The 26,531-nt window shown below is 39.6% G+C and carries 18 protein-coding genes; 16 read left to right on the top strand and 2 right to left on the bottom strand.

All coding sequences use genetic code 11. From position 1 onward, the window contains the following. The first annotated feature begins 151 nt into the window (after nucleotides 1-151). The 3 genes from rimP to infB all read left to right on the top strand — a co-directional run bounded on the left by rimP (nucleotide 152) and on the right by infB (nucleotide 4,866). Nucleotides 152-613 (top strand): ribosome assembly cofactor RimP, encoded by a 462-nt coding sequence (rimP, locus tag P0077_RS05085; RefSeq protein WP_276168056.1) that lies wholly within the window; start codon nucleotides 152-154, stop codon nucleotides 611-613. A 16-nt stretch (nucleotides 614-629) separates the two neighbouring features. Further along, nucleotides 630-1,862, top strand: coding sequence for a transcription termination factor NusA (gene nusA / locus P0077_RS05080; protein WP_276168055.1), 1,233 nt, complete (start codon nucleotides 630-632; stop codon nucleotides 1,860-1,862). A 121-nt stretch (nucleotides 1,863-1,983) separates the two neighbouring features. Further along, complete coding sequence (gene infB / locus P0077_RS05075; RefSeq protein WP_276168054.1) at nucleotides 1,984-4,866, top strand: translation initiation factor IF-2; 2,883 nt, start codon at nucleotides 1,984-1,986, stop codon at nucleotides 4,864-4,866. Between the two features lie 36 nt (nucleotides 4,867-4,902). Here infB and P0077_RS05070 read toward each other — a convergent pair whose 3' ends face one another. Further along, complete coding sequence (locus P0077_RS05070; protein WP_276168053.1) at nucleotides 4,903-5,274, bottom strand: SPOR domain-containing protein; 372 nt, start codon at nucleotides 5,272-5,274, stop codon at nucleotides 4,903-4,905. A gap of 236 nt (nucleotides 5,275-5,510) precedes the next feature. Here P0077_RS05070 and P0077_RS05065 point away from each other — a divergent pair, with 236 nt between their 5' ends. The 9 genes from P0077_RS05065 (at nucleotide 5,511) to P0077_RS05025 (ending at nucleotide 18,319) form a co-directional block, all read left to right on the top strand. After that, on the top strand, nucleotides 5,511-6,875 hold the full coding sequence (locus P0077_RS05065; protein ID WP_276169170.1) for a c-type cytochrome: 1,365 nt from the start codon (nucleotides 5,511-5,513) through the stop codon (nucleotides 6,873-6,875). A 33-nt stretch (nucleotides 6,876-6,908) separates the two neighbouring features. Further along, nucleotides 6,909-10,067, top strand: coding sequence for a TAT-variant-translocated molybdopterin oxidoreductase (locus P0077_RS05060; RefSeq protein WP_276168052.1), 3,159 nt, complete (start codon nucleotides 6,909-6,911; stop codon nucleotides 10,065-10,067). A gap of 35 nt (nucleotides 10,068-10,102) precedes the next feature. After that, the gene (locus tag P0077_RS05055) at nucleotides 10,103-11,854 is read left to right on the top strand and encodes a helix-hairpin-helix domain-containing protein (RefSeq protein ID WP_276168051.1); all 1,752 of its coding nucleotides are present in this window, start codon (nucleotides 10,103-10,105) and stop codon (nucleotides 11,852-11,854) included. 2 nt (nucleotides 11,855-11,856) lie between these two features. Continuing rightward, nucleotides 11,857-12,387, top strand: a complete 531-nt coding sequence (locus P0077_RS05050; RefSeq protein ID WP_276168050.1) for a DUF3341 domain-containing protein — start codon at nucleotides 11,857-11,859, stop codon at nucleotides 12,385-12,387. 2 nt (nucleotides 12,388-12,389) lie between these two features. Continuing rightward, entirely contained in the window at nucleotides 12,390-12,950 is a 561-nt protein-coding gene (locus P0077_RS05045; protein WP_276168049.1) for a c-type cytochrome, read from the top strand. 15 nt (nucleotides 12,951-12,965) lie between these two features. Next, entirely contained in the window at nucleotides 12,966-14,306 is a 1,341-nt protein-coding gene (locus P0077_RS05040; protein WP_276168048.1) for a quinol:cytochrome C oxidoreductase, read from the top strand. 30 nt (nucleotides 14,307-14,336) lie between these two features. After that, nucleotides 14,337-15,440, top strand: a complete 1,104-nt coding sequence (locus P0077_RS05035; protein WP_276168047.1) for a cytochrome c oxidase subunit II — start codon at nucleotides 14,337-14,339, stop codon at nucleotides 15,438-15,440. A 72-nt stretch (nucleotides 15,441-15,512) separates the two neighbouring features. Continuing rightward, nucleotides 15,513-17,342 (top strand): cytochrome c oxidase subunit I, encoded by a 1,830-nt coding sequence (locus tag P0077_RS05030; RefSeq protein ID WP_276168046.1) that lies wholly within the window; start codon nucleotides 15,513-15,515, stop codon nucleotides 17,340-17,342. Nucleotides 17,343-17,497: 155 nt separating this feature from the next. After that, complete coding sequence (locus P0077_RS05025) at nucleotides 17,498-18,319, top strand: GIN domain-containing protein (RefSeq protein WP_276168045.1); 822 nt, start codon at nucleotides 17,498-17,500, stop codon at nucleotides 18,317-18,319. Between the two features lie 12 nt (nucleotides 18,320-18,331). On the opposite strand, the gene P0077_RS05020 is transcribed toward P0077_RS05025, so the two are convergent. After that, nucleotides 18,332-20,596, bottom strand: coding sequence for an acyl-CoA dehydrogenase family protein (locus tag P0077_RS05020; protein ID WP_276168044.1), 2,265 nt, complete (start codon nucleotides 20,594-20,596; stop codon nucleotides 18,332-18,334). A 119-nt stretch (nucleotides 20,597-20,715) separates the two neighbouring features. Between P0077_RS05020 and ruvB the strand changes: the two genes are divergently transcribed. From ruvB to P0077_RS05000, 4 genes are all read left to right on the top strand, one after another. Then, nucleotides 20,716-21,738: a Holliday junction branch migration DNA helicase RuvB gene (gene ruvB / locus P0077_RS05015; protein WP_194524759.1), complete on the top strand. Its 1,023-nt coding sequence runs from the start codon at nucleotides 20,716-20,718 to the stop codon at nucleotides 21,736-21,738. A gap of 1 nt (nucleotide 21,739) precedes the next feature. Beyond that, the gene (gene queG, locus P0077_RS05010) at nucleotides 21,740-22,660 is read left to right on the top strand and encodes a tRNA epoxyqueuosine(34) reductase QueG (RefSeq protein WP_276168043.1); all 921 of its coding nucleotides are present in this window, start codon (nucleotides 21,740-21,742) and stop codon (nucleotides 22,658-22,660) included. Between the two features lie 120 nt (nucleotides 22,661-22,780). Continuing rightward, entirely contained in the window at nucleotides 22,781-24,106 is a 1,326-nt protein-coding gene (locus P0077_RS05005; protein WP_276168042.1) for an MFS transporter, read from the top strand. Nucleotides 24,107-24,216: 110 nt separating this feature from the next. Continuing rightward, nucleotides 24,217-26,514 (top strand): NADP-dependent malic enzyme, encoded by a 2,298-nt coding sequence (locus P0077_RS05000; protein WP_276168041.1) that lies wholly within the window; start codon nucleotides 24,217-24,219, stop codon nucleotides 26,512-26,514. The last annotated feature ends 17 nt before the right edge of the window (nucleotides 26,515-26,531 follow it).

Below are 26,531 nucleotides of genomic sequence, written 5' to 3'. Positions count from 1 at the left end.
TCGTTAATTTAATATGAATTCATATGATATAAAACTCTTTAAATGAATCGGATATTGCGGGAAACAAAAAAATCGTATATTTGCAGGACTGAAAGGATATAAAAGTATTCATGAGGGGACAATTTAGTCCTCTTTTTTATTTCTAAATGTTATGTTGAAGAGTAAGGTTGAAACCCTTTTGAACGATGCCCTGGAAGAAGATGGGTCTTTGTTTTTAATCGATTTTTCGATGTCGTTGGATAACGCCATTAAGGTGGTTCTGGATGGTGATGAAGGTGTAACCGTGCAAGATTGTATGAAGATTAGTCGTGCAATTGAGCATAATATAGACCGTGACGAGTATGATTTCTCGTTAGAAGTGGCTTCGGCAGGTGCGGCATCGCCATTGTTAATGCCAAGACAGTATAATAAAAATATAGGCAGAAAGCTCGCTGTGCGAACCGAAGCTGGTAAATTTGAAGGAAATTTAACCGAAACGACCGATGATGGTATTGTGCTTGAGTGGAAAGCACGAGAGCCAAAACCCATTGGAAAAGGGAAAGTTACAGTTCAGAAAAAAGAGCAAATCAGTTTTTCTGATATACAAGAAGCAAAAGTCATTTTAAAATTTTAAAGGTAATAGTAGCATAATGGAAAATATTGCACTGATCGAGTCTTTTTCGGAATTTAAAGACGACAAATTTATAGATAGAGTAACGTTAATGGCCATCTTGGAAGATGTATTCCGTAGTGCCCTTAAGAAGAAATTTGGTTCTGATGATAATTTTGATATCATTATCAACCCTGATAAAGGGGATTTGGAAATTTGGAGGAACCGTGTCGTTGTTGAAGATGGAGAGGTGGAGGAGCCCAATGAAGAGATTTCACTTGCTGAAGCACGTAAAATTGAGCCCGATTTTGAAGTTGGGGAGGATGTTTCTGAAGAGGTGAAGCTAATAGATTTAGGTAGAAGAGCTATTTTAGCGCTTCGTCAAAACTTAATATCTAAAATTCACGAGCACGATAACACAACCATATACAAGCACTTTAAAGATCTTGAAGGGGAAATTTATACGGCTGAGGTACACCATATTCGTCATAAGGCTATTATTTTGTTGGATGACGAAGGAAATGAGATTATTTTACCAAAAGATAGACAGATACCATCTGACTTTTTTAGAAAGGGTGATAATGTTCGTGGTGTAATTGAAAGTGTTGAACTTAAAGGTAGCAAACCGACGATTATTATGTCCAGAAGCTCCCCTAAGTTCTTGGAACAATTGTTTTTTCAAGAGATTCCAGAAGTTTATGACGGCCTTATTACTATTAAGAAAGCAGTGCGTATACCAGGTGAAAAAGCAAAAGTAGCTGTGGATTCTTATGATGATCGTATTGATCCGGTAGGAGCCTGTGTAGGTATGAAAGGTTCTAGGATCCACGGAATAGTTCGTGAATTGGGTAATGAAAATATTGATGTTATCAATTGGACGGCAAATCCACAATTAATGGTAACGAGGGCTTTAAGTCCTGCAAGAGTGTCTTCTGTGAAGTTGAATGATGAAAAGATGACAGCTCAGGTTTACCTAAGACCGGAAGAAGTTTCAAAAGCTATTGGTCGTGGTGGGCACAACATACGTTTGGCGGGTCAATTAACTGGATATGAGATTGATGTGTTTAGAGAAGGTGTTGAGGAAGATGTTGAATTGACAGAATTTACAGATGAAATTGATGCTTGGATTATTGAAGAATTCAAGAAAATAGGATTGGATACAGCTCGTAGTATATTAGAGCAAGATGTAGACGATTTGGTGAAGCGTACCGACTTGGAAGAGGAAACTATTTCCGAAGTTGTGCGTATTCTTAAAGAAGAATTGGAAGATTAGCTATGAACTCGTCACGGGTTTTAATACTTTAGCGGAAAATTCTGCTAATGTGTTAGGATGTAAAACCTATTGGAGTTCTATTATATTAGCAAGGATTAAAGAGAATTAGGAGAAAGTATTTATGGCAGACATTGCAAAAATTAGGCTTAATAAGGTCCTCAAAGAGTTTAATATTTCTTTGGATAGGGCTGTTGATTTCCTTGCCTCTAAAGGGCATGAGATCGATGCGCGACCTACTACAAAGATTTCCGATGAGGTTTATGAAGTGCTTCAAGGAGAATTTCAGACCGATAAGAGCAAAAAAGTCGCCTCTAAAGAAGTAGGTGAAGAGAAGCGAAAGGAAAAAGAGGCTTTGCGATTGCAATTAGAGCAAGAGCAAGAAGAAAGACGTTTGGCAAGGGAAAGACGTGCAGCGGCAGCAGAAGAGAAAACTTTATTGGGTAAAGTTGAACTTCAGGGTCCTAAAACTGTCGGTAAGATAGACCTTGATGCAGATAAGAAACCAAAAGATGCTCCTGCTCCTGTTTCCGAAGAAAAGAAAGTAGAAAAAGAAGTTGCTCCCGAGGTTGAAAAACCAAAAGAGGTTGAGCCATCTAATAAGGTAACGGAAGAACCTAAGGTAGAAGAGCCAAAGGTTGAAGAAAAGCCTAGAAAAAAGCTTAAGGTCATAGGTAAAATCGATGTTGACAAACCTAAAACGCCTAAAGCTCCTAAGGCAGCAGAAGTTAAGCCAGAAGAGAAAGCTCCGGAAAAAGTAGAAGAAGCAAAACCAGCTGCAGAAGCTGGTGCTGAATCTCCCGAAGAGAAAAAAGACGATGGCGTCTTAACTACAAAATACAAGAAACTTAGCGGACCTAAAATTACAGCCAAGATTGATCTTTCTCAGTTCAATAAGCCTAAAAAGAAGAAGGAAGAGCCTAAAACTGGTTCAGATGCAGGTGGGGACCGTAAGAAACGTAGAAGACGTATAGTTAGTAGTCCAGGAAGTGGTGGAAATAAAAGCAATGCGCCAAGACCTCGCGGTACCGGCCCTGCAGCCAGAAAAGGCGGCGGAGGCGGAAACCCACGTTATGGTGCGCCAAAAGTAGAGCCTACTGAGGAAGACGTACAAAAACAGATTAGAGAAACCTTGGAGAAATTACAAGGTAAATCTAAGAAGGGTAAAGGAGCTAAGTATAGAAGGGATAAAAGAGATCAGCACCGTCAACAGACTGAAAAGGATCTTGAACAGCAAGAATTAGAAAGTAAGGTATTGAAGGTTACGGAGTTTGTAACCGTTGGAGAAGTTGCTACGATGATGGGTGTGGGTACTACCGAAATTATTTCGGCCTGTATGTCACTTGGTATTATGGTAACCATGAACCAACGCCTTGATGCTGAAACACTGTCCATTGTTGCTGATGAGTTTGGTTACGAGGTTGAGTTCGTTACCGCTGATCTTGAAGAATCAATAGAGGTTGAAGCTGATAATCCGGAAGACTTGGAATCACGCGCACCTATTGTTACGGTAATGGGTCACGTGGATCACGGTAAAACATCTTTGCTGGATTATGTTAGGGAAGCTAATGTAATTGCTGGTGAAAGCGGTGGAATTACACAGCACATTGGTGCATACGGAGTTACTCTGGAGGGTGGTCAGAAAATTACATTTTTAGATACACCGGGTCACGAGGCGTTTACCGCAATGCGTGCTAGGGGTGCCCAAGTTACGGATATAGCGGTTATTGTTATTGCTGCAGATGATGCGATCATGCCTCAAACAAAAGAAGCAATAAGTCACGCGCAAGCTGCGGGTGTTCCTATTGTGTTTGCAATAAACAAGGTTGATAGGCCAACGGCAAATCCAGAGAAGATTAAAGACGGTCTGGCTCAAATGAACTTGTTGGTTGAAGATTGGGGTGGTAAGATACAGTCTCATGATATTTCGGCAAAAACAGGTCAGGGTGTAAAGGAATTACTGGAAAAAGTATTACTTGAAGCGGAATTGTTAGAGCTTAAGTCCAATCCTAATAAAATGGCCAACGGTACTGTTGTTGAGGCCTTTTTAGATAAAGGTCGAGGTTATGTTTCTACAATATTGGTTCAAGGAGGAACTCTTAAAATTGGGGATTACGTTTTGGCCGGTACAAATAGTGGTAAGGTTAAGGCAATGCAGGATGAACGCGGTAATGGCGTTAAAGAAGCAGGCCCGGCTACACCAATATCTATTTTGGGTCTGGACGGAGCGCCACAGGCTGGTGATAAATTCCACGTGTTGGAAGATGAGAGGGAAGCAAAACAGATTGCTACTAAACGTTCACAGTTGCAACGTGAGCAGTCGGTTAGAACTCAGCGTCACATTACGCTTGATGAAATTGGACGACGTATTGCGTTAGGTGACTTTAAGGAACTTAATATTATCCTGAAGGGTGATGTTGATGGTTCTGTGGAAGCATTGACGGATTCGTTCCAGAAATTATCAACGGAAGAAATACAAGTAAACATCATACACAAAGGTGTAGGTGCTATTACTGAATCTGATGTGTTGTTGGCTTCGGCGTCGGATGCTATTATTATTGGCTTTAATGTAAGGCCAATGGGTAATGCAAGAGATGTAGCGGAGAAAGAGGAAATCGATATCAGAATGTACTCTATAATTTACGATGCTATTAATGACCTTAAAGATGCAATGGAGGGAATGCTTTCTCCTGAGATCAAAGAGGAAATTACGGGTACCGCAGAGATTAGGGAGACCTTTAAAATATCCAAAGTGGGTACGATTGCTGGTTGTATGGTTACGAACGGTAAGATTTTCCGTAATGCGGGCATACGTCTTATACGAGATGGTGTGGTTGTGTATACAGGTGAGTTAACTTCTCTAAAACGTTTCAAAGATGATGTTAAGGAAGTTGCTAAAGGATATGATTGTGGTCTTCAGCTTAAGAATTACAATGATATAGTAGAAGGTGATATAGTAGAAGCCTTCAAAGAGGTAGAGGTTAAAAAGAAGTTGAAGTCCAAATAGGATATTCAAATAATATAGAGCAAAAAAAAATCGACCTTAACGGGTCGATTTTTTTGGTTTTAGTAACATCGCATCCGGATATTTTTTTCGGACTTCATTAAATTTCCTTTCGGCATCTAATTTGTTTTTGAACCGTCCGACCCTTACTCGGTATGTTGGGGAATCAAAATCTATTTTAGAGGGTAAATCTGGGAAATCTTGTTCTACATTGGCCTGTATATTTTGAGCTTTGCTGTAAGATCCAAACCCTACTTGAATGCGATAATAATCGGAACTTTCATTTGAAGTCTTGTATATTTCGATTAAATCTGTAATCTTTTCGTCTTGTTCAACGTTGATTTGACCCTGTTGGGCGTGCCCAAATGTTAAAGAAGCTAGGGTTAAGCTAAGTACAAAAAATGTCTTCATTGTAGTGAAATAATTGGGTTTTAATATTTTACACAAAAGTAGTTTATTCCTAGTCAAATTGCGGAATACCTCACTATTTAGAACAGTTATAAATTAAGAATTATCAATCCGTTAACATTTACAAAATAAAGACTATTACGTATTTTTGCCTTCGATTTTAGCACTGATAAGAATTAATACAAGTATTTCTCTAAATGAAATTATCGTGCCAAGATGTCGATAGAAATAAGATTCATATGAAAAAGGTTCCGTACCGCCATTCGATTTCTAAAGTTTTAGGTTTAACTCTATTTGTTTTACTATTATTTTCCGTTTCTATATCTGCTCAAGATGGCGGCACTGCGGATGAAGCTGCTACTGAGGCGGCAAGTTCTGGTGATTCGGCGGGAGATCCGGCAAAAGGTAAAGCGTTATTCAATCAGAATTGTGCGGCATGTCACTCTCTAAATCGTAAAATGACCGGACCTGCTTTGGCGAATGTTGAGGAAAGGTTGGCTGAAGATGAAGGTTTGGATCGTGATTGGTTATACAGGTGGATTAAGAATAGTCCGGGTATGATTTCTTCTGGGGATTCTTATGCCAATAAGGTGTATGCTGAGTATAACCAGGCGGCAATGACGCCGTTTCCAACATTGTCCAATGAGGATATTGACAATATTTTAGCCTATACTTCCGCTCCTCCAAAAACCGCTGCTCCAGCTGCTGCGGCAGGTGGTGAGGCCGGTGCAACTGCTTCTGCTTCTGGAGGGATATCGAACGAGATTGTTTTGGGTGCCTTGGCTGTTGTTTTTGGTCTGTTGGTCGTTATGTTGTTCTTGGTGAATAAAACACTAAGAAGAATAGCGGAGGCCAACGGGGTTGTTTTGGAAGTTGAGGAGTCAGAAAAGAGATTGCCACTATGGAAGGCATTTGCTAAAAATCAGTTTTTGGTTTTGGTGACGGTTATATTCTTGTTGTTAGGTAGTGCTTATTTTGCATATGGTTGGATGATGCAGGTTGGTGTTGATCAAGGGTATCAGCCAATTCAGCCAATACATTATTCGCATCGTATACATGCTGGTGATAATAAAATTGAGTGTAAGTATTGTCATTCTTCTGCACGTGTGTCCAAGACTTCTGGTATTCCTGCGCTTAATGTGTGTATGAACTGTCATAAATCAATCTATCAAGTTGCTGATGAGACCTTGGAAGAGGGTAAGCGCGAATATGGAGTTGATTATAATAAGGAGATTAAAAAGCTTTATGCCGCCGTTGGTTGGGATGAGGAAAATCAAAAATATACTGGCGAAAGTCAGCCAGTGGAATGGGTGCGTATTCATAATTTGCCTGATTTCGCATACTTCAATCACTCACAGCACGTAAGTGTCGCCGGTATTGAATGTCAGCAATGCCACGGTCCTGTAGAGGAGATGGAGATAATGTATCAATATTCTCCATTAACAATGGGGTGGTGTATTAACTGTCACAGAGAAACAGAAATTAAGGTAGAGGGTAATGCTTACTACGAAAAAATTCATACCGAGCTTTCCAAGAAATATGGTGTTGAAAAGTTGACGGCTGCGCAAATGGGCGGGCTTGAATGTGGAAAGTGTCATTATTAATCGAACTAGAAAGTAGCTAATTACATAGAAAGTATGGCATCAAACAAAAAATATTGGAAAAACGAGGCGGAATTAAATCCGAACGATTCCATTGTTGAGACGCTAAGACAGAACGAGTTTGTTGAGCAAATTCCCGTAGATGATTTTTTGGGTGATAAAGAAAGTCTATCCGCTACATCTACTAATAGAAGGGATTTCCTTAAGTATGTTGGTTTTAGTACTGCGGCGGCTTCATTGGCTGCTTGTGAAGGACCTGTGCATAAATCTATTCCTTATGTTGTTCAGCCGGAAAATATTGTTCCTGGTGTTGCTAATTATTATGCAACTACCATAGCGAACGGTTTTGACTTTGCAAGTATTCTTATTAAGACTAGGGAAGGTCGTCCTATTAAGGTTGAAAACAATAAGGAGGCCAAAGTTGCTGGTTCTGCTAACGCTAGGGTTCAGGCATCTGTCCTGTCTTTGTACGATAGTACGCGTTTGCAGGGGCCTATGGCAAACGGAGAGCCTACGGATTGGTCTGCTTTAGATGCTGCTGTAAAAGCTAAGTTGGGTAGTCTTAAAAATTCTGGTCAGCAGATTGCTTTGTTGACGCAAACATATGCTAGTCCGTCTACGGATAGATTGATTGGTGATTTAAAAGCAGAGTATAGTAATGTAAACCATGTGGTTTATGACGCTATATCTGAAGATGCTGCAGCTAGCGCTTATGAGGTAAAATATGGTGAGCGTGCCTTAGCTGATTATGATTTTGAAAAAGCAGATTTGATAGTTTCTTTTGGTGCTGATTTCTTGGGAGATTGGCAAGGAGGGAACTATGATGGTGGTTACGCAAAGGGTAGGGTGCCTAAAAATGGTAAGATGTCCCGTCACGTACAGTTTGAGGCTAACATGAGCTTAAGTGGCGCGAACGCCGACAAGCGTGTGCCTTTAACGCCAATGCAGCAGAAAATAGCTTTAGCTCAATTATATGCTAAATTGAACGGAACCAGTGTTGGTGGTGAACTTTCGGAGAATGTTCAGAAAACTATTGATGACGTAGCTGCTGAAATTAGAAAGAATAAAACAGGGGCTGTAGTTGTTACAGGTCTTGATGATATAAATGCCCAGACAGTTGTTTTGGCTATTAACGAAATGTTAGGCAGTAAAGCATATGATGCTGCTTCTCCTCGTTATGTTAGGCAGGGAAATGTTAAGGCGGTTCAGAAGTTGATTTCTGACATGAAAGCAGGTAAAGTTGGTGCGTTGTTAGTAGATGGGGTGAATCCTATGTTTACTTTGCCAAATGCGGCCGACTTTAAAGAAGGTATTGAGAAAGTGGGTCTTTCGGTTGTGTTTTCCAATAATTGGAACGAAACTACGGAAGTAGCCCAGTATACGGCAGCTGCAAATCATTTCTTGGAATCTTGGGGTGATACTCAAGTTAAGAAAGGGCAGTTCAGTTTAATGCAGCCTACTATCAAGGAGCTTTTTGATACAAGACAGTTTCAGACGGCTTTATTGAAATGGTTGGGTAGCGATAAATCATATTACGAATACGTAAAAGAAACTTGGTCTCAGTCTATCTTGGCTGGGAACGATTGGAATAAAGCGCTTCATGATGGAGTTTATTCTGCTTCAGGTGTGGCTATGTCTTCTGATGCGGATCCTGAGAATGCCGCTTCAGCTGCAATAGATAAAGAAGCTGTTGAGGCTAATGTGGTTGAGGAGGTTACTGCTCAAGCGGGAATTCCGGTTGCTACGGCAATTAGTAGTCTGGTTAACGCTACTAGTGGAGGTGGTGTTGAGCTTACTTTGTATCCTAAAACGGGTATGGGTGCTGGTCAACAGGCAAACAATCCATGGTTGCAAGAGTTTCCGGATCCTGTAACTAGAGTATCTTGGGATAACTATGTTACCGTTTCCAAAGCGGATGCGGAGCGTTTAGGTTTTGTGAACGAGCATGTGGCTAATGGTGGTTTGGATGGTAGTTATGCCAATGTTACTGTTAATGGTGTTACTGTTAATAATGTTCCTGTAATTATTCAACCTGGTCAAGCTATTGGTTCTATCGGTCTTTCTTTCGGTTACGGAAGAAAAGTAGGTATGAAATCAGAAATGCAAACTGGTGTAAATGCGTATCCTTTATATCAAGATTTTAACAGCGTACAAGCTGCTACCATAGAGAAGGCTTCTGGAATGCATGAATTTGCTTGTATTCAGTTGCATAAGACCTTAATGGGTAGAGGGGATATCATTAAAGAGACTACTTTAGAGATTTTCAATACAAAGGATCACGCAGAGTGGAATGAAGTGCCTGTGGTATCATTAGACCACCAAGAGGTGCCTGCAACATCTGTAGATTTATGGGATGGATTTGATCGTACTATTGGTCATCATTTCAATATGTCAATCGATTTAAATGCTTGTACCGGTTGTGGGGCTTGTGTTATTGCTTGTCATGCGGAGAACAATGTTCCTGTTGTCGGTAAAGAAGAGGTTAGAAAGAGTAGGGATATGCACTGGTTGCGTATTGATAGATACTACTCTTCGGAAGATACTTTTGAAGGTGATAATATTAAGAAGGATGGGTTTGATGGTCTTTCTGGTGATAATGGTTCATTAGGTGGTTTTGGTGAGTTGGAGCATCCAGCGGCTAATCCTCAAGTGGCTTTCCAGCCTGTGATGTGTCAACATTGTAATCATGCGCCGTGTGAAACGGTTTGTCCGGTTGCGGCAACATCGCATAGCCGTCAAGGTCAGAACCATATGGCATATAACCGTTGTGTAGGTACAAGATACTGTGCTAACAACTGTCCTTATAAAGTTCGTAGATTCAACTGGTTCTTGTATAACAACAACGATGAGTTTGATTACCACATGAACAACGATTTGGGTAAAATGGTATTGAACCCAGATGTAAATGTTCGTTCTAGAGGGGTAATTGAAAAATGTTCAATGTGTATTCAGATGACTCAGAAGTCTATCTTAGATGCTAAGAGAGACGGTCGTCCGGTAAAGGATGAAGAGTTTCAAACGGCTTGTTCTGCTTCATGTAGCACAGGAGCTATAATCTTTGGTGATGTTAATGATAAGGAAAGTGAAGTTTCCAAGTTAGCAGAAAGTGATCGTATGTACCATTTATTGGAGCATGTGGGAACTAAGCCAAATGTGTTCTATCACGTGAAGGTGAGAAACACGAACGAAGCATAAAACCGTATTTAAGTAAACAACTATAATAGAATTATATGGCGTCGCATTACGAAGCACCTATACGAAAGCCCTTAGTTATTGGGGATAAAGGCTACCATGATGTTAGTGTGGATATAGCCGCTCCAGTTGAGGGTAGGGCTAATAAGCATTGGTGGATTGTGTTTTCTATTGCCTTAGTGGCATTTCTTTGGGGTATCGGTTGTATTATTTATACAGTCTCTACAGGTATTGGAACATGGGGACTGAACAAGTCTGTTAACTGGGCTTGGGATATTACTAACTTTGTTTGGTGGGTAGGTATTGGTCACGCAGGTACATTGATATCAGCGGTACTGTTGTTGTTCCGTCAGAAATGGAGAATGGCAATTAACCGTTCCGCAGAGGCAATGACTATCTTCTCTGTTGTTCAGGCGGGTCTTTTTCCAATTATTCACATGGGTCGTCCTTGGTTGGCGTACTGGGTATTGCCTATTCCTAACCAATTCGGTTCGCTTTGGGTGAACTTCAACTCTCCATTGCTTTGGGATGTATTTGCCATTTCAACGTATTTATCAGTATCATTGGTTTTCTGGTGGACAGGTTTACTTCCTGATTTTGCAATGTTGCGTGATAGAGCAATACTGCCGTTCCAAAAGAAAATATACGGATTATTGAGTTTTGGTTGGAGTGGTCGTGCTAAAGATTGGCAACGTTTTGAAGAAGTGTCTTTGGTTTTAGCTGGTTTGGCTACGCCACTTGTACTTTCCGTGCATACGATTGTATCTTTTGACTTTGCTACTTCGGTAATTCCTGGGTGGCATACAACTATATTCCCTCCATACTTTGTTGCAGGGGCTATCTTCTCAGGATTTGCAATGGTGAACACGCTTTTGATTATTATGCGTAAAGTGTGTCATTTAGAAGCATATATTACTGTTCAGCATATAGAATTAATGAACATCGTAATTATGTTAACAGGTTCTATTGTAGGTTGTGCCTATATAACCGAGCTTTTCATGGCGTGGTATTCTGGGGTGGAATACGAACAGTATGCGTTCTTGAATAGAGCAACTGGTCCTTACTGGTGGGCATACTGGTCAATGATGACGTGTAATGTATTTTCTCCACAGTTTATGTGGTTCAAGAAATTGAGGACTAGTATTATGTTTTCCTTCGCTATTTCTATTGTAGTGAACATAGGAATGTGGTTTGAGCGTTTTGTGATTATCGTTACGTCGCTTCACCGTGATTACCTTCCATCCTCTTGGACAATGTTCTCTCCAACATTTGTAGATATAGGAATCTTTGTAGGTACTATTGGATTCTTCTTTGTATTGTTCCTTCTATATGCTAGAACGTTCCCTGTAATTGCTCAGGCGGAAGTTAAATCTATCTTGAAGTCATCAGGAAGTAAGTATAAGAAATTGAGAGATGCAGGTCAGCCTTTGTATACAATTACAAAATTGACCGAAACTGAAACCAAAGAAGAGGTTATTACTGACGATGTATTAATGGGTGAGGTTGTACCAAAACAAGACACTACAGAAAGTGTTTCTGAGCTCTTGAGTGCTATTGGTAAGTTTGATGCAACTAAGGAAACGGCCGATGACCTTAAGCAGATTAAAGGCGTAGGTCCGCAAATGGAAGCTACTCTTAATGAAATTGGAATATTCACTTTTGCTCAGGTGGCAAGAATGACCAATAGAGAGTATGATTTGTTAGATTCAATAACCGAATCTTTCCCAGGAAGAGCACAAAGAGACGATTGGGCCGGTCAGGCAAAATTATTAAACAACAAGAAACAATAGCTATGGCATCAAAAGCGATACATGCATATTATGATGATGATGACGTGCTAATGCTTGCCGTTAAAAGGGTAAAAGCAGCTAAGCATCATATCGAAGAAGTATATTGTCCATTTCCTGTTCATGGTTTGGACAAGGCCATGGGTCTGGCGCCAACTCGTATTGCCATTACATCCTTTATATACGGTTGTATTGGTCTTACTGTAGCTACAGTGATGATGAACTACATCATGATCGAGGATTGGCCTCAGGATATAGGTGGTAAACCAAGTTTTAGCTATTTAGAGAATATGCCGGCTTTTGTGCCTATTATGTTCGAACTTACGGTTTTCTTTGCGGCTCACTTAATGGTAATTACCTTTTATATGAGAAGTCGTTTATGGCCTTTCAAAGAAGCGGAAAACCCGGATGTTCGTACTACTGATGACCATTTCTTAATGGAAATCGATATTCACGATAATGAAAAAGAATTGAAGGATCTGTTGTTGGATACAGGGGCAGTGGAGATAAATATAGTTGAAAAAAACAGTCATTAAATATGAACAGTTTTAGCAAAATAGGAATCGTTTTTGGGTTGCTACTGTGTGTTACGGCCTGTGCCGATAAGAACAGTCCCAACTATCAATATATGCCTAACATGTATGAGCCGGTTGGCTATGAAGCATATGGAGAGGTTGATTTCCTTCCGAATCGTCAAGAAGCAATGAGTCCTCCGGAGCATACCATTTCCCGTGGGTGGATTCCTTATGGTTATGAAAATACACCAGAGGGGAAAGAATTAGCAAGGGTACAATCTAGTCCTTTGGATTCTTTGAATATCGAAGAGGATTTAGCAGCGGGAGGTCAATTGTACACCATTTATTGTGCTATTTGTCACGGTGATAAGGGAGATGGACAGGGTACACTTGTAAAAAGAGAAAAGATTTTAGGGGTTCCTAGTTATTCGGATGCTGCTAGAAATATTACAATAGGTACTGCTTACCATACTATTCATTACGGATTGAACTCTATGGGTTCTTACGCCTCGCAGATGGATACAAAAGAGATGTGGCAAGTTTCGGAGTACGTGATGAAATTGAAACAAGACTTAACGAAATAATATTAGAAAAGGGATATGTATACGTTTTCAAACAAATTAAAGATCGGTTCCTTTATTTTAATGGCTCTTGGAGTGCTTGGGATTGCTATCGGATTTATTTCGGCGCCTAGTACGGTAGAGGAGGCAAAAGCTATTGTAGCTAGTCATAGTGATGGGCATGGTGATGCACACGGAGCTGTTGAGGCTCACGGGGCGGTTGCTGCTGATGGTCATGGTGAAGCTGCCGACGCTCATGGTGAGGTTCACGATTCTTCTCATGATGAACACTTGTTACACCAATTACAGAATAAGCCATGGGCCGCATTGTATGTTGCCGCATTCTTTTTCTTTATGATTGCTTTAGGTGTTTTGGCATTTTATGCTATACAGCGAGCAGCTCAAGCAGGTTGGTCCCCATTGTTGTTTAGGGTAATGGAAGGTATTACGGCGTACTTGGTTCCTGGAGGAATTGTTGTGTTTGTAATATTGGTATTGTCCGTATTACATATGAATCATTTGTTCGTCTGGATGGATGCCGATGTGGTTGCCCATGATCACTTATTACAAGGTAAAAAAGGATATTTGAATCCTACGTTCTTCCTTATTAGAGCGGCGGTGTTTTTAGGTGGATGGATATTTTACAGAGAATACTCTAGAAAACTTTCTTTGAGACAGGATGAGTCTAACGACGATTCTAATTTTAAACTAAACTTTAGATGGTCTGCTGGTTTCTTGGTATTCTATTTGGTTTCAGAGTCTATTATGTCCTGGGATTGGATTATGAGTGTTGATCCACACTGGTACAGTACACTTTTTGGATGGTATGTTTTTGCCAGTATGTTCGTATCTGGTATTACTGTAATCGCTATGGTAACTATATACTTAAAATCTAGAGGATATTTACCAGATGTAAATGATAGCCATATACATGATTTAGCAAAGTTCATGTTCGGTATTAGTATTTTTTGGACATACCTTTGGTTCTCTCAATTTATGCTTATCTGGTACTCCAACATTCCAGAGGAGGTTACTTATTATGTTACTAGAATTGCGGATTATAGATTGCCATTTTTCGGTATGATAGCAATGAACTTCTTATTTCCTGTTTTACTTTTAATGAATAGCGATTATAAACGTTTAAACTGGTTTGTGGTTTTAGCGGGTATTGTTATACTTGGAGGACACTACATGGATATTTTTAATATGATTATGCCGTCAACTGTGGGTGACCAATGGTTTATCGGTATTCCTGAAATTGGTGCTGTTCTTTTCTTTGCAGGCTTGTTTATTTTCTGGGTGTTCCGTGCTTTGTCCACTGCGCCTTTGCAGCCTAAACGTAACCCGTTTATAGAAGAAAGCAGACATTTTCATTATTAGTATTTTTAACGTATAATAGTAGAACATACGATGACTACATTATTGACTTTAGTGGTTTTAGCCCTTGTGGCAATTGCGATTTGGCAGATGACGAAGATATTTGAATTGTCTCAGCTCAAAACCGAAAACTCTCAAATTGCCAACGACTCGGATAACAATACGAACGGGTATCTTTTGTTCGCATTTCTTATTTTCATCTACGGGATTACAATTTTTAGTTTCTGGAAATATTCTAAGTTCCTACTTCCTGAGGCGGCTTCTGCACATGGTGCGGAATATGATTCCTTAATGTTGGTGTCTTTCATCATTATTTTCTTTGTACAAACACTTACACAGGCATTACTACATTACTTTGGATATAAATACCGTGGTGTAGAAGGCAAGAGAGCGCTTTTCTTTGCTGATAGTGATCGTTTGGAGTTTATCTGGACTATTATTCCGGTAATTGTTTTGTCTGGACTTATCCTTTGGGGATTATATACGTGGACAACCATTATGGATGTTAACGATGAAGATGATCCGTTAATAGTTGAATTATATGCACAGCAGTTTAGCTGGACGGCCAGATACGGTGGTGAGGACAACGTTCTGGGTAAGGCTAATGTTAGAATGATCGATATAAATAAAGCTAACGTTCTTGGTTTGGATGAATCGGATACGTACGCTGCCGATGATATTATTGTAAAGGAGTTGCACTTGCCGGTAGGGAGAAAGGTTAACTTTAAAATGCGTTCACAAGACGTATTGCACTCGGCATATATGCCACATTTTAGAGCTCAGATGAACTGTGTTCCCGGAATGATTACCGAGTTCTCTTTTACACCAATTTATACTACGGAAGAAATGCGTCAGAATCCTGATGTGGCCGATAAAGTAAAACGTACAAATGCAATTAGATCGGAGAGAGCTGCCAATGGAGAAGAGAATTCAGATCCATGGGAGTTTGATTACATACTGCTTTGTAACAAAATTTGTGGAAAGTCTCACTACAACATGCAAATGAAGATTATTGTAGAAACTCAAGAGGAGTATGATGCTTGGGTGGCTGAACAAAAAACATTTGGACAGAATGTAATGGGTCAGGCCTCTACTGATGAATTCAAGAATATAGAAACCGCAACAGCAAGTCACTAATACCAAAAAGGTAGTATTGATAGATAGTTGAGGAGAGCTTAAAAGAAAATTTAAAATTAAAGAATAGCAAATATGTCTGTTACTGCAAATGCACAGGTTGATGATCATGGACATGACGATCACGAACATCACCACAAACAAACCTTTGTAACTAAGTATATATTTAGTCAAGATCATAAGATGATCTCTAAGCAGTATTTAATTACTGGTGTATTCGTTATGGGAGCGTTGGGTATTTTAATGTCCCTTATGTTTCGTATGCAATTGGCTTGGCCAGGAGAATCTTTTTCGGTTTTTGAGGCCTTATTGGGCAAATGGGCACCTGATGGTGTTATGGATGCAGATGTGTACTTGGCTTTGGTAACCATTCACGGAACCCTAATGGTTTTCTTTGTATTGACACAGGGGTTGAGTGGTACGTTTAGTAACCTGTTGATACCGCTTCAAATTGGTGCACGTGATATGGCATCCGGTTTTATGAACATGCTATCGTTCTGGTTGTTCTTTATTTCGTGTGTAATTATGTTAGCTTCGTTATTTTTAGAAGCAGGTCCAGCAGCGGCGGGATGGACAATATATCCTCCCCTAAGTGCACTACCAATGGCACAACCGGGTTCAGGTATGGGTATGACCTTATGGTTGGTATCTATGGCAATTTTCATTGCTTCATCACTTATGGGGTCTTTGAACTATGTGGTGACTGTAATCAACCTTCGTACAAAAGGGATGTCTATGACAAGATTACCTTTAACGATTTGGGCATTTTTCGTAACGGCTATCATTGGTATAATATCCTTCCCAGTATTATTGTCTGCGGCGTTGTTATTAATAATGGATAGAAGTTTTGGTACTTCTTTCTTTTTGTCGGATATATTTATACAAGGTGAAGTTTTACATTACCAAGGTGGATCTCCAGTGTTATATGAGCACTTATTTTGGTTCTTAGGTCACCCAGAGGTATATATTGTAATCTTACCAGCAATGGGTATCGTTTCGGAGGTAATGGCAGTGAATGCTAGAAAACCTATCTTCGGTTATCGTGCTATGATTGCTTCTATATTGGCAATTGCTTTCCTATCCACCATTGTTTGGGGGCACCATATGTTTATTTCTGGTATGAACCCGTTCTTAGGTTCCGTATTTACATTTACAACATTATTAATCGCAATACCATCTGCCGTAAAAGCGTTTAACTGGATTACGACTCTTTGGAAGGGTAATCTACAATTGAACCCGGCAATGCTATACTCAATAGGTATGGTGTCTACTTTTATTACTGGTGGTCTTACCGGTATTGTATTAGGAGATAGTACGTTGGATATTAACGTTCATGATACCTATTTTGTAATTGCTCACTTCCACTTGGTAATGGGTATCTCTGCACTTTATGGAATGTTCGCAGGTATTTATCATTGGTTCCCAACTATGTTTGAAGGCAAGATGATGAACAAGAACTTAGGGTATGTCCATTTCTGGATTACTGCAGTAGGTTCGTACGGTATATTCTTCCCTATGCACTTTGTGGGTATGGCAGGTGTTCCTAGAAGATACTATGAAAACACGGCATTCCCAATGTTTGACGAATTAACGGATATTCAAGTTTTGATGACCGTATTTGCGATCATCACGGCAAGTGCACAACTTATATTTGTATTCAACTTTGTAAGAAGTATTTTCTACGGTAAGGTTGGGCCTAAAAACCCTTGGAAAGCCACAACTTTGGAGTGGACAACTCCACAGGAACATATTCATGGAAATTGGCCTGGTCCAATTCCTGAAGTTCACCGTTGGGCTTATGATTATAGTAAAGTAGACGAGAATGACGAGTATATTATTCCTGGTCAAGATTTCGTGCCTCAAACAGTTCCTCTACAAAAAGATGAAGAAGAACTTCAGCATTAATTTACTGGACTAACTCAAATAAAAATGCCTAACTGCTATAGTTAGGCATTTTTTTTGATTCTTTTTTAACATTCTTATTTGATAAGAATAATATGGGATACCTTTGTAAACTATAAAATAGGACACTAACCCCCTAGTATTAAAGACGCTATCATATGAAAAATTTTGTTTTTCTATTTGTTTTATTGTTCACTTTTCAAGCATTTTCACAGAGAAAACCTAAGATTAAAGGGAATAAGGCAGTCATAGATGTATACCAAGAATTACCCCCTTTTCACGGAATAGAATTACGTGATGACCTTGAAATAAAATTACACGATTCATCTGAAGAGGGTGTTTCTATCACTGCAGATGATAATCTTATAGACGTTCTAAGATTTAGAGTTCAAGATAGTGTTTTGCAGATAAGCTCTTATTACAACATTACTCGTAAAAAGAAATTGGAGATAATTGTAAACTATATTTATTTGGAATCCATTACCATGTACGATGGTGAGATTGCAATGGATGGAGTTGTTAATGCAAAAGACCTACATGTAGATTTACACGAATCTGCTAAGTTGGACTTAAATGCAGATGCTGAGATTTTCAATATCAATATGGAAGGAAACAGTTCTGGGGAGTTTAATCTGAAAGGCCAAGAGATTAATCTGGTTTTAAAAGATAGGGTCGATGTAAAGGTTTTTGGTAATAGCGATTTGAGCAATGTTAAAATGTATAAAAATGCAACTGCCATATTAGAAGGGGCCACTTATGAATTGTATGCCAATCTTTTTGAAAATTCAAAGTTGAAAAGTGAGAAGTTAGAAGCGGAAGCCGTTTATCTTACCATAGAAGAATCCGCAACGGCAGACGTTCATCCTACTAAAACCATACAACTTTCTTCTAGTGGTAACGCTAGAACCCATTTATATGGCGAGGCTAAGGTTGAAGTTCTAGATTTTCTTGATACTTCGGAATTGCACAAAGAGAAATAACTGCTTAGCAGGTTATTGTGCGATGGGAGCGGTCATGCAATGCTCCGGTATGCCAAATCCATCTACTAGGACTCCAATATGTGGACGTAGTTCCGTGCATAGGCGTTCTACACGTTGGCGTATGGCTTTCGACTTTGTTCCGCCCATATAACCTTGTTCTAAATACCACTCTGCATCCTGTCTTAGCGTATATAAAGCATGGAGCGTACCTAATTTTTGGAACAATGCTTTATTTTTATCATCGGTCATGGTATGTACAAAGTCACAGTAGGTGGTGTAGGCCAGCTCGTTGCTGTAGGCTTTTCCTAATGCTAAGAGGTGAGTTTGTACTTTAAGAAAGGCCTGGTATGACGGCACTCCTTTTTTAATGTAAGCCCTGATGCGCATCGCCAATGTATAAGTCAAGCGTCTTGTACGGTAATCAAAAGCATGTTTGTGAAACTTTGGGTTATATAAATGGTCTTTATCTACTTTGTTAGTATAGACTGGATTAATGGTGACTAATTTATCATTTATCTGTATGCCCAATATTTTCAAAACTGCGGTAAAACCAGCACTGTTGAATTCTGATTTAAAATCTGATAATACGCCTTTGGCAGCTAAAAGCAGTAGCACCGTATTGTCGCCTTCAAAAGTGGTAAAGATGTCTACATCTCCCTTTAAATCGGCAATACGGTTTTCTATAAGATATCCTTTGCCGCCACAAGCTTCTCTACATTCTTGAATGGTATCGTTGGCAAACCAGGTAATTATTGATTTTAAACCTGCTACTTGTGTCTCGATTTTTCGTTTGTCCGGTTGTGAAGGATCGCAATATTGCTGCATCATTTTATCAAGCGTTACGTGATACACGTAAGCACTGGCTACTAAAGGAGTCAGTCGCAGTTGATGCGTTGGGTAGTCCATTAAAAGGTCTTCTTGAATTTTTACGCTATCATTGAACTGTCTTCGCTTTAAAGCATGTTTTATGGCTATTGTTAAAGCAAATTTAGCACCGCCTAAACCCGCTCTGGCTACGCAAATTCTACCGCCAACCAAAGTACCAAGCATGGTAAAGAAGCGCTTGTTCGGATTTTTAATTTCCGAGAAGTAAGTACCGTCTTCTTTGATATCTCCATATTTGTTCAATAGATTTTCTCGGGGAATTGCAACCTGGTTGAACCATATTTTACCGTTGTCAACACCATTAAGACCTAATTTGTATCCGTTGTCTTCCACAAGTACACCAGAAAGAAGTTCGTGATTTTCATTTCGCAGTGGAACCAGAATAGCATGTACCCCTTCATTTTTGCCGTTTACTATTAGCTGTGCGAATACAGAGGCCATTGTAGAGTGCAGTGCATTTCCAATATATTCTTTGTTGTCGCTATTACCAGGTGTATGAATAATAATTTGATCCGTATTATTGTCATAGGTTGCTGTAGTTTTAATGCCGCGAACGTTAGAGCCGTGACCGGTTTCTGTCATAGCAAAGCATCCTAGTAACTCGGCTTTTCCCGTTTTTAGTAAATATTTATCATGGTGTTTTTTGGTGCCCAGCTTTTGTATGCTTCCGCCGAAAAGTCCAAATTGAACCCCAAACTTTATAGATAGGCTGCCGTCGGCAAACATCATGTTTTCGAACATGTAAGCATAACCTTCCATATTATTTGTACCGCCATATGCTTCTGGGTATGCCACAGCACCGTACCCTTTATCCGCAAGAAACTTTACTTGGTTTAGAACCACTTGTCTAAATTCTTCTTTGTTTCGGTGAACATCCCATTTAAAAATAGGGTCGGACAGTGTTTTTCTAAAACCATCAACCACTGTGGCATGCTTTCCCTTTAAGATAACATCAATAGCATCGGCATTATAAAAGTCCGATGTTGTTTCGTGAGAAACCGCTACATCAAAAAGGTGATTATAGTGATTGGGTTGAATGCCCAACTGTATTTCAATTTGCTTTAATTGTTCGTTTAAAGGGGAGTCACCTGTGTAATGAGACACCACTTTTTGGCTGAATGCCGATAAAGGATAGGTTTCACTTTCAACTAATTTCACGGAAGAATTGGAAATGGTGCGTTTCCATTTTTTTAATTCACTATCTGCAGGTGGGTTGTAAGTGTCCAGCCATGCAAATAACTGAGCCTTGCTTTTATCGGAGAGCGTTTTATCTGTTTCTATAACGTTTTGTACAACGTTGATCTCGGATGTCGTTAGTAAATCATCAGACCAAATAACATAATAAAAAGGGATGTACTGAAGTATTTCTGAGGAGTAATTGGATTCTTGCATAGAATGAATTTACGAAAATTATCTTCAAAACGATATGGCTTTTAACCATCTTCAAAACGTCATATTAGCGTCATGAAGTATAGTGGGCTTGATTCTTTTTCTGTTATCTTTGTTTTGATATGAATGAGTACTTAGACGCCGAAGGTGAAAACTTCACACCAGAAGAATTTGATATAGAAAAAGCTTTACGTCCCATAAGTTTTGACGACTTTACGGGGCAAGAGCAGGTATTGGAAAACCTCAAAGTTTTTGTGGAAGCTGCCAATCAAAGAGGGGAGGCGCTGGATCACACGTTGTTTCACGGACCTCCAGGATTGGGTAAGACCACTTTGGCACATATTCTGGCAAGTGAATTAGGGGTTGGAATCAAAATTACTTCAGGTCCGGTTCTGGACAAACCCGGAGATTTGGCAGGTCTGCTTACAAATTTAGATGAGCGGGATGTACTTTTTATTGATGAAATTCATCGGTTGAGTCCTATTGTAGAGGAATATCTCTATTCCGCAATGGAGGATTATAAGATTGATATTATGATCGAGTCGGGTCCAAATGCCCGTTCGGTACAGATTAATTTAAATCCGTTTACGCTCATTGGCGCTACCACCCGTTCAGGGTTGCTTACAGCCCCAATGCGGGCACGTTTTGGAATTCAAAGCCGTTTACAATATTATTCCACTGAGTTGCTTTCAACCATTGTAGAGCGCAGTGCCGAAATTTTGAAAGTTCCAATTAGCCAAGATGCAGCCATTGAGATTGCCGGTAGAAGTAGGGGGACGCCAAGAATTTGTAACTCGCTTTTGAGAAGAGTTCGGGATTTTGCTCAAATTAAGGGGAATGGAAGTATAGATATTGAAATTTCAAAATTTAGTCTAAAGGCGCTAAATGTTGATGCGCACGGACTGGATGAAATGGATAATAAGATTCTAACTACCATTATAGATAAATTTAAAGGAGGGCCTGTAGGAATTACCACTTTGGCGACAGCAGTTTCGGAAAGCTCAGAAACTATTGAAGAGGTTTATGAACCTTTTTTGATACAACAGGGTTTTATTATGCGAACACCACGAGGGCGGGAAGTCACGGATTTGGCGTACAAACACCTAGGAAAGCTCAAAGGAGGCGTACAACCTGGGTTGTTTTAATATGAATTCCAAAGAGAAATATTCAGAACTTATAAAAACCGAAGCCAAACGCCTCGGTTTTTTGTCTTGTGGTATTTCCAAAGCAGATTTTTTAGAAGAAGAAGCACCCAGACTTGAAAAATGGCTGAACAATAACATGCATGGTGAAATGTCATACATGGCCAACCATTTTGATAAACGCTTGGATCCGCGTTTGTTGGTAGATGGAGCTAAATCTGTTATCTCTTTATTACTTAATTATTACCCTGAAGAAACACAGGAGGAAGACACTTACAAAATTTCTAAGTATGCCTATGGGCAAGATTATCACCACGTCATCAAATCTAAATTACGCCAGCTACAGGATTTCATATCTGAGAATATTGGTGAAGTAGGAGGAAGGGCTTTTGTAGATTCCGCACCTGTTTTGGATAAGGCATGGGCGGCGAAAAGCGGATTGGGATGGATAGGAAAGCACAGCAATTTGTTAACCCAAAAGGTTGGGTCTTTCTATTTTATAGCGGAACTCATTGTGGATCTGGAGTTGGAATATGACAATAGGGTTACGGATCATTGCGGAACCTGTACCGCTTGTATAGATGCATGCCCTACGGAGGCCATTGTTGAACCTTACGTGGTAGACGGGAGTAAATGCATTTCCTACTTTACGATTGAGCTAAAAAATGAAATCCCTACGGAGTTTGAAGGCAAGTTTGATGATTGGGCATTTGGTTGCGATGTTTGTCAAGATGTGTGTCCGTGGAACCGTTTTTCAAAACCGCACCAAGAACCTTTGTTCAATCCACACCCTGAACTTCTTTCGATGTCCAAAAAGGATTGGGAGGAAATTACGGAATATGTGTTTAAAAAAGTGTTTCAAAAATCAGCTGTAAAAAGAACTAAATTTTCAGGTTTACAGCGGAATATCAATTTTTTGAAATAATAGACCTTCTGTCGAAAACGTTAGAGTTCGGTATCTTTCATATTTTATCGCAAAGTTTTTCTTGTCGAAGATTTATTACCCTATCTTGTTAGGTAGTTTTTATACCAAAACCGACTTCTAATGAACTTGATAAAAAAACCTAGCTTAACTTTTTGGCAGATTTTTAATATGAATGTGGGCTTTTTGGGCATTCAATTCAGTTTTGGCTTACAGCAAACAGCCATAAACCCTGTTTTTCTTTTTTTGGGTGCTGCGGAAGATATGCTTCCCATTTTAAATATTGCTGGCCCAGTTACCGGATTAATTGTTCAACCCATTATTGGAGCAATTTCCGATAAGACGTGGTCACCTAGGTTTGGTAGGCGTAAACCTTTCTTTTTAATAGGCGCCATTATAGGTAGTCTTTGTTTGTTTGCTTTTCCTTTGAGTCCGGCATTATGGTTCGCAGTCGGTCTATTATGGATTTTAGATGTAGGCAATAATATGGCTATGGAACCATATCGTGCTTTCGTAGGGGATAAATTGCCGGAAAAGCAATTGAGCCTTGGTTATCAAATGCAAAGTTTATTTGTTGGTGCGGGTATAGTACTGGCTAACGCCTCCATCTTTTTGTTTCAAGATTGGTTTAGTGTAGAGGATGTGGTTGATGTAGCAGGTTCCATTCCAAAATGGTTGTATTATTCCTTTTTTATCGGTGCATTTTTATCGGTAGCTACTATTCTGTGGTCCGTACTAAAAACCCCGGAAATACCGCCTTCGGAAGAAGAGCTTAAAGAGATTGAGGCCCATAAGGTCCTTTCTTTTGTTCAGCGTTTTAATATGCCTTTTGTTGAAATATCAAAGGCGGTCAAAGAAATGCCATCTTTTATGTGGAAACTCTCTGCAGTCTATCTTTTTCAATGGTATGCACTTTTTGTGTATTGGCAGTTCATTACGCCTTTGTTTATGAATACTATGGGTTTTGATCTTTCTCAAGCTGCAGCGCAATCGGCAAAAATGAGTACTACCTATAATATTACTACTATGGTGGTGGCATTGGCATTGGTGCCATTGGCTCTTAAATTCGGGAGTAAAAAGGTCTACGCGGCAAGTTTATTGGGTACAGGTCTGGCACTTTTTTCCATACCATATATTTCAGACCCTATTACTGTATTGTTTCCCATGGTTCTGTTCGGTGTAGGTTGGGCGGCTATGATGGGTATCCCTTATACTATGGTGTCCAAGATTGTTCCTCAAGATAGACGGGGAGTGTATATGGGTATTTTAAATATGATGATCGTTATTCCTATGGGGATTGAGACACTTACTTTTGGGCCTATTTTTAAAAATCTTCTTGGGGGTAATGCCGTTAACGCTATTTTGTTTGCTGGGGTGTTTTTTGTTCTTGCTGCTGTTCTTTCTTTGCGGTTGAATGTAAAGGAGGGTAAAAAGGAGAATATAGAGTAGTTAGGTTTTACATATAGATCTCTTGTAGATTCTTGGAAATATATACGCTAAACCCGCTACAAATATCCGAAGAATACCCTTAAATTTGTTCTCTTAAAACCTAATGACCTATGGGCAATCAAAAACTGAGAAGGGAAGCGTTAATATATCATGCTAAACCTCAGCCAGGAAAAATAAAAATAGTTCCTACTAAACCATATGCTACACAACGTGATTTGGCCTTGGCCTACTCCCCAGGTGTTGCGGAACCTTGCCTTGAAATAGCAAAAGATAAAGACAACGCTTATAAATATACTTCAAAAGGTAATTTAGTTGCCGTTATTTCAAACGGAACTGCTGTCTTAGGCTTGGGAAATATTGGACCTGAAGCCTCAAAGCCTGTAATGGAGGGTAAAGGTCTACTTTTTAAGATTTTTGCGGATATAGATGGGATTGATATAGAGGTGAATACGGAAAATGTAGATGAGTTCGTACAGACCGTAAAAATGATAGCGCCCACTTTTGGAGGCATTAACCTGGAAGATATTAAGGCGCCCGAAGCTTTTGAAATTGAAAGAAGACTAAAAGAGGAGCTTGATATTCCTGTAATGCATGATGACCAGCATGGTACCGCTATAATTTCCGCAGCTGCATTGTTGAATGCACTTGAATTGTCCGAAAAGAAAATAGAAGAGGTACGCATAGTTATAAGTGGGGCTGGAGCTGCCGCTGTTTCTTGTACCAAATTATATAAGGCATTTGGAGCGAAAGCTGAAAATATTGTCATGCTGGACAGTAAAGGTGTTATTAGAAAAGATGCTGAAAACCTATCTGCTTCCAAAGCGGAATTTGCTACGGATAGAAAAATAGATACTCTTGCAGAGGCAATGGTAGATGCCGATGTTTTTATTGGACTTTCTATTGCTGGTATTGTTTCTGCGGAAATGTTACAGTCCATGGCAAAAAATCCTATTGTTTTTGCAATGGCCAATCCTGATCCAGAAGTGGCGTATGATTTGGCCATAAAAACTCGTAAGGATATTATAATGGCAACGGGCCGTTCCGATCATCCCAATCAAGTGAATAATGTTTTAGGTTTTCCTTTTATTTTTAGGGGAGCTCTTGATGTACGGGCTACCGCTATTAACGAAGAAATGAAAATGGCTGCCGTTAAGGCATTGGCAGAACTTACCAAACAACCGGTTCCGGAGCAGGTGAATATCGCGTATGGTGAAACAAGGTTGACTTTTGGCAAAGAATATATCATTCCAAAACCTTTTGATCAACGGTTAATTTCCGAAATACCACCTGCGGTAGCGAAAGCTGCTATGGATAGTGGAGTGGCGAAAAGTCCTATTGACGATTGGGACCGGTATAAAGAAGAGCTTCTACAGCGTTCGGGTAATGATAATAAGGTAGTGCGCTTGTTGCACAACCGTGCCAAAATGAGTAAAAAACGAATTGTTTTTGCTGAGGCTGATCATCTTGATGTGCTGAAAGCTGCGCAAATTGTTCATGAAGAAGGTATTGCGGAACCTATTCTTTTAGGGCGAAAGGAAATTATCCTAGAGTTAAAAAAAGAATTGGACTTTGATGCTGAAATTGAAATTGTAGATCCCACATCAAAAGAGTTTGATGAGAAGCATATTCGCTATGCAACCAAGTTTTGGGAAAGTCGAAAGCGCAGTGGAACCACACTTTATAGTGCGAAGATAAGAATGCGGGAGCGTAACTATTTTGGCGCTATGATGGTATTGGAAGGTGATGCCGATGGAATGATCTCAGGATACTCAAGAGCATATCCAACGGTAGTGAAGCCTATTCTTGAAGTTATCGGTAGAGCTTCAAATGTAAAGAAAGTCTCGACTGTAAATATCATGATAACGGATAGAGGTCCATTATTTTTGGCGGATACTTCTATTAATATCGACCCAAATGCAGAGGAGATTGCAGAAATTGCTCAAAATGCAGCTAATGTAGCATCTACTTTTGGTTATGAGCCGGTAATGGCCTTATTGTCTTATGCCAATTTTGGTTCATCTAGCCATCCTCATGCAAAAAAGGTAAGAGAAGCAGTTCATATTTTGCACGAGAGTAACCCTGGTCTTATTGTAGATGGGGAGATTCAAACAGATTTTGCGCTGAATAAAGAATTGCTTCAGAGTCAGTTTCCGTTTTCTAAATTGGCGGGTAAAAAAGTGAATACCTTGATTTTTCCGAATTTAGAGTCTGCGAACATCACTTATAAGCTTTTGAAAGAATTGAATCAAGCGGATAGTATTGGTCCCATAATGGTTGGACTTAGAAGATCCGTTCATATTCTTCAACTAGGTGCCAGTGTTGATGAAATGGTGAATATGACCGCAGTTGCCGTTATTGACGCCCAAGAAAGAGAAAAAAGAAGAAAGGCCAAGACAGAGGTCAAATAATAGTTTAGTCCGGTCGG

The sequence above is a fragment of the Zobellia alginiliquefaciens genome (assembly GCF_029323795.1).
Lineage (GTDB): Bacteria > Bacteroidota > Bacteroidia > Flavobacteriales > Flavobacteriaceae > Zobellia > Zobellia alginiliquefaciens.
This window is presented reverse-complemented; position numbering and strand designations above follow the sequence as displayed.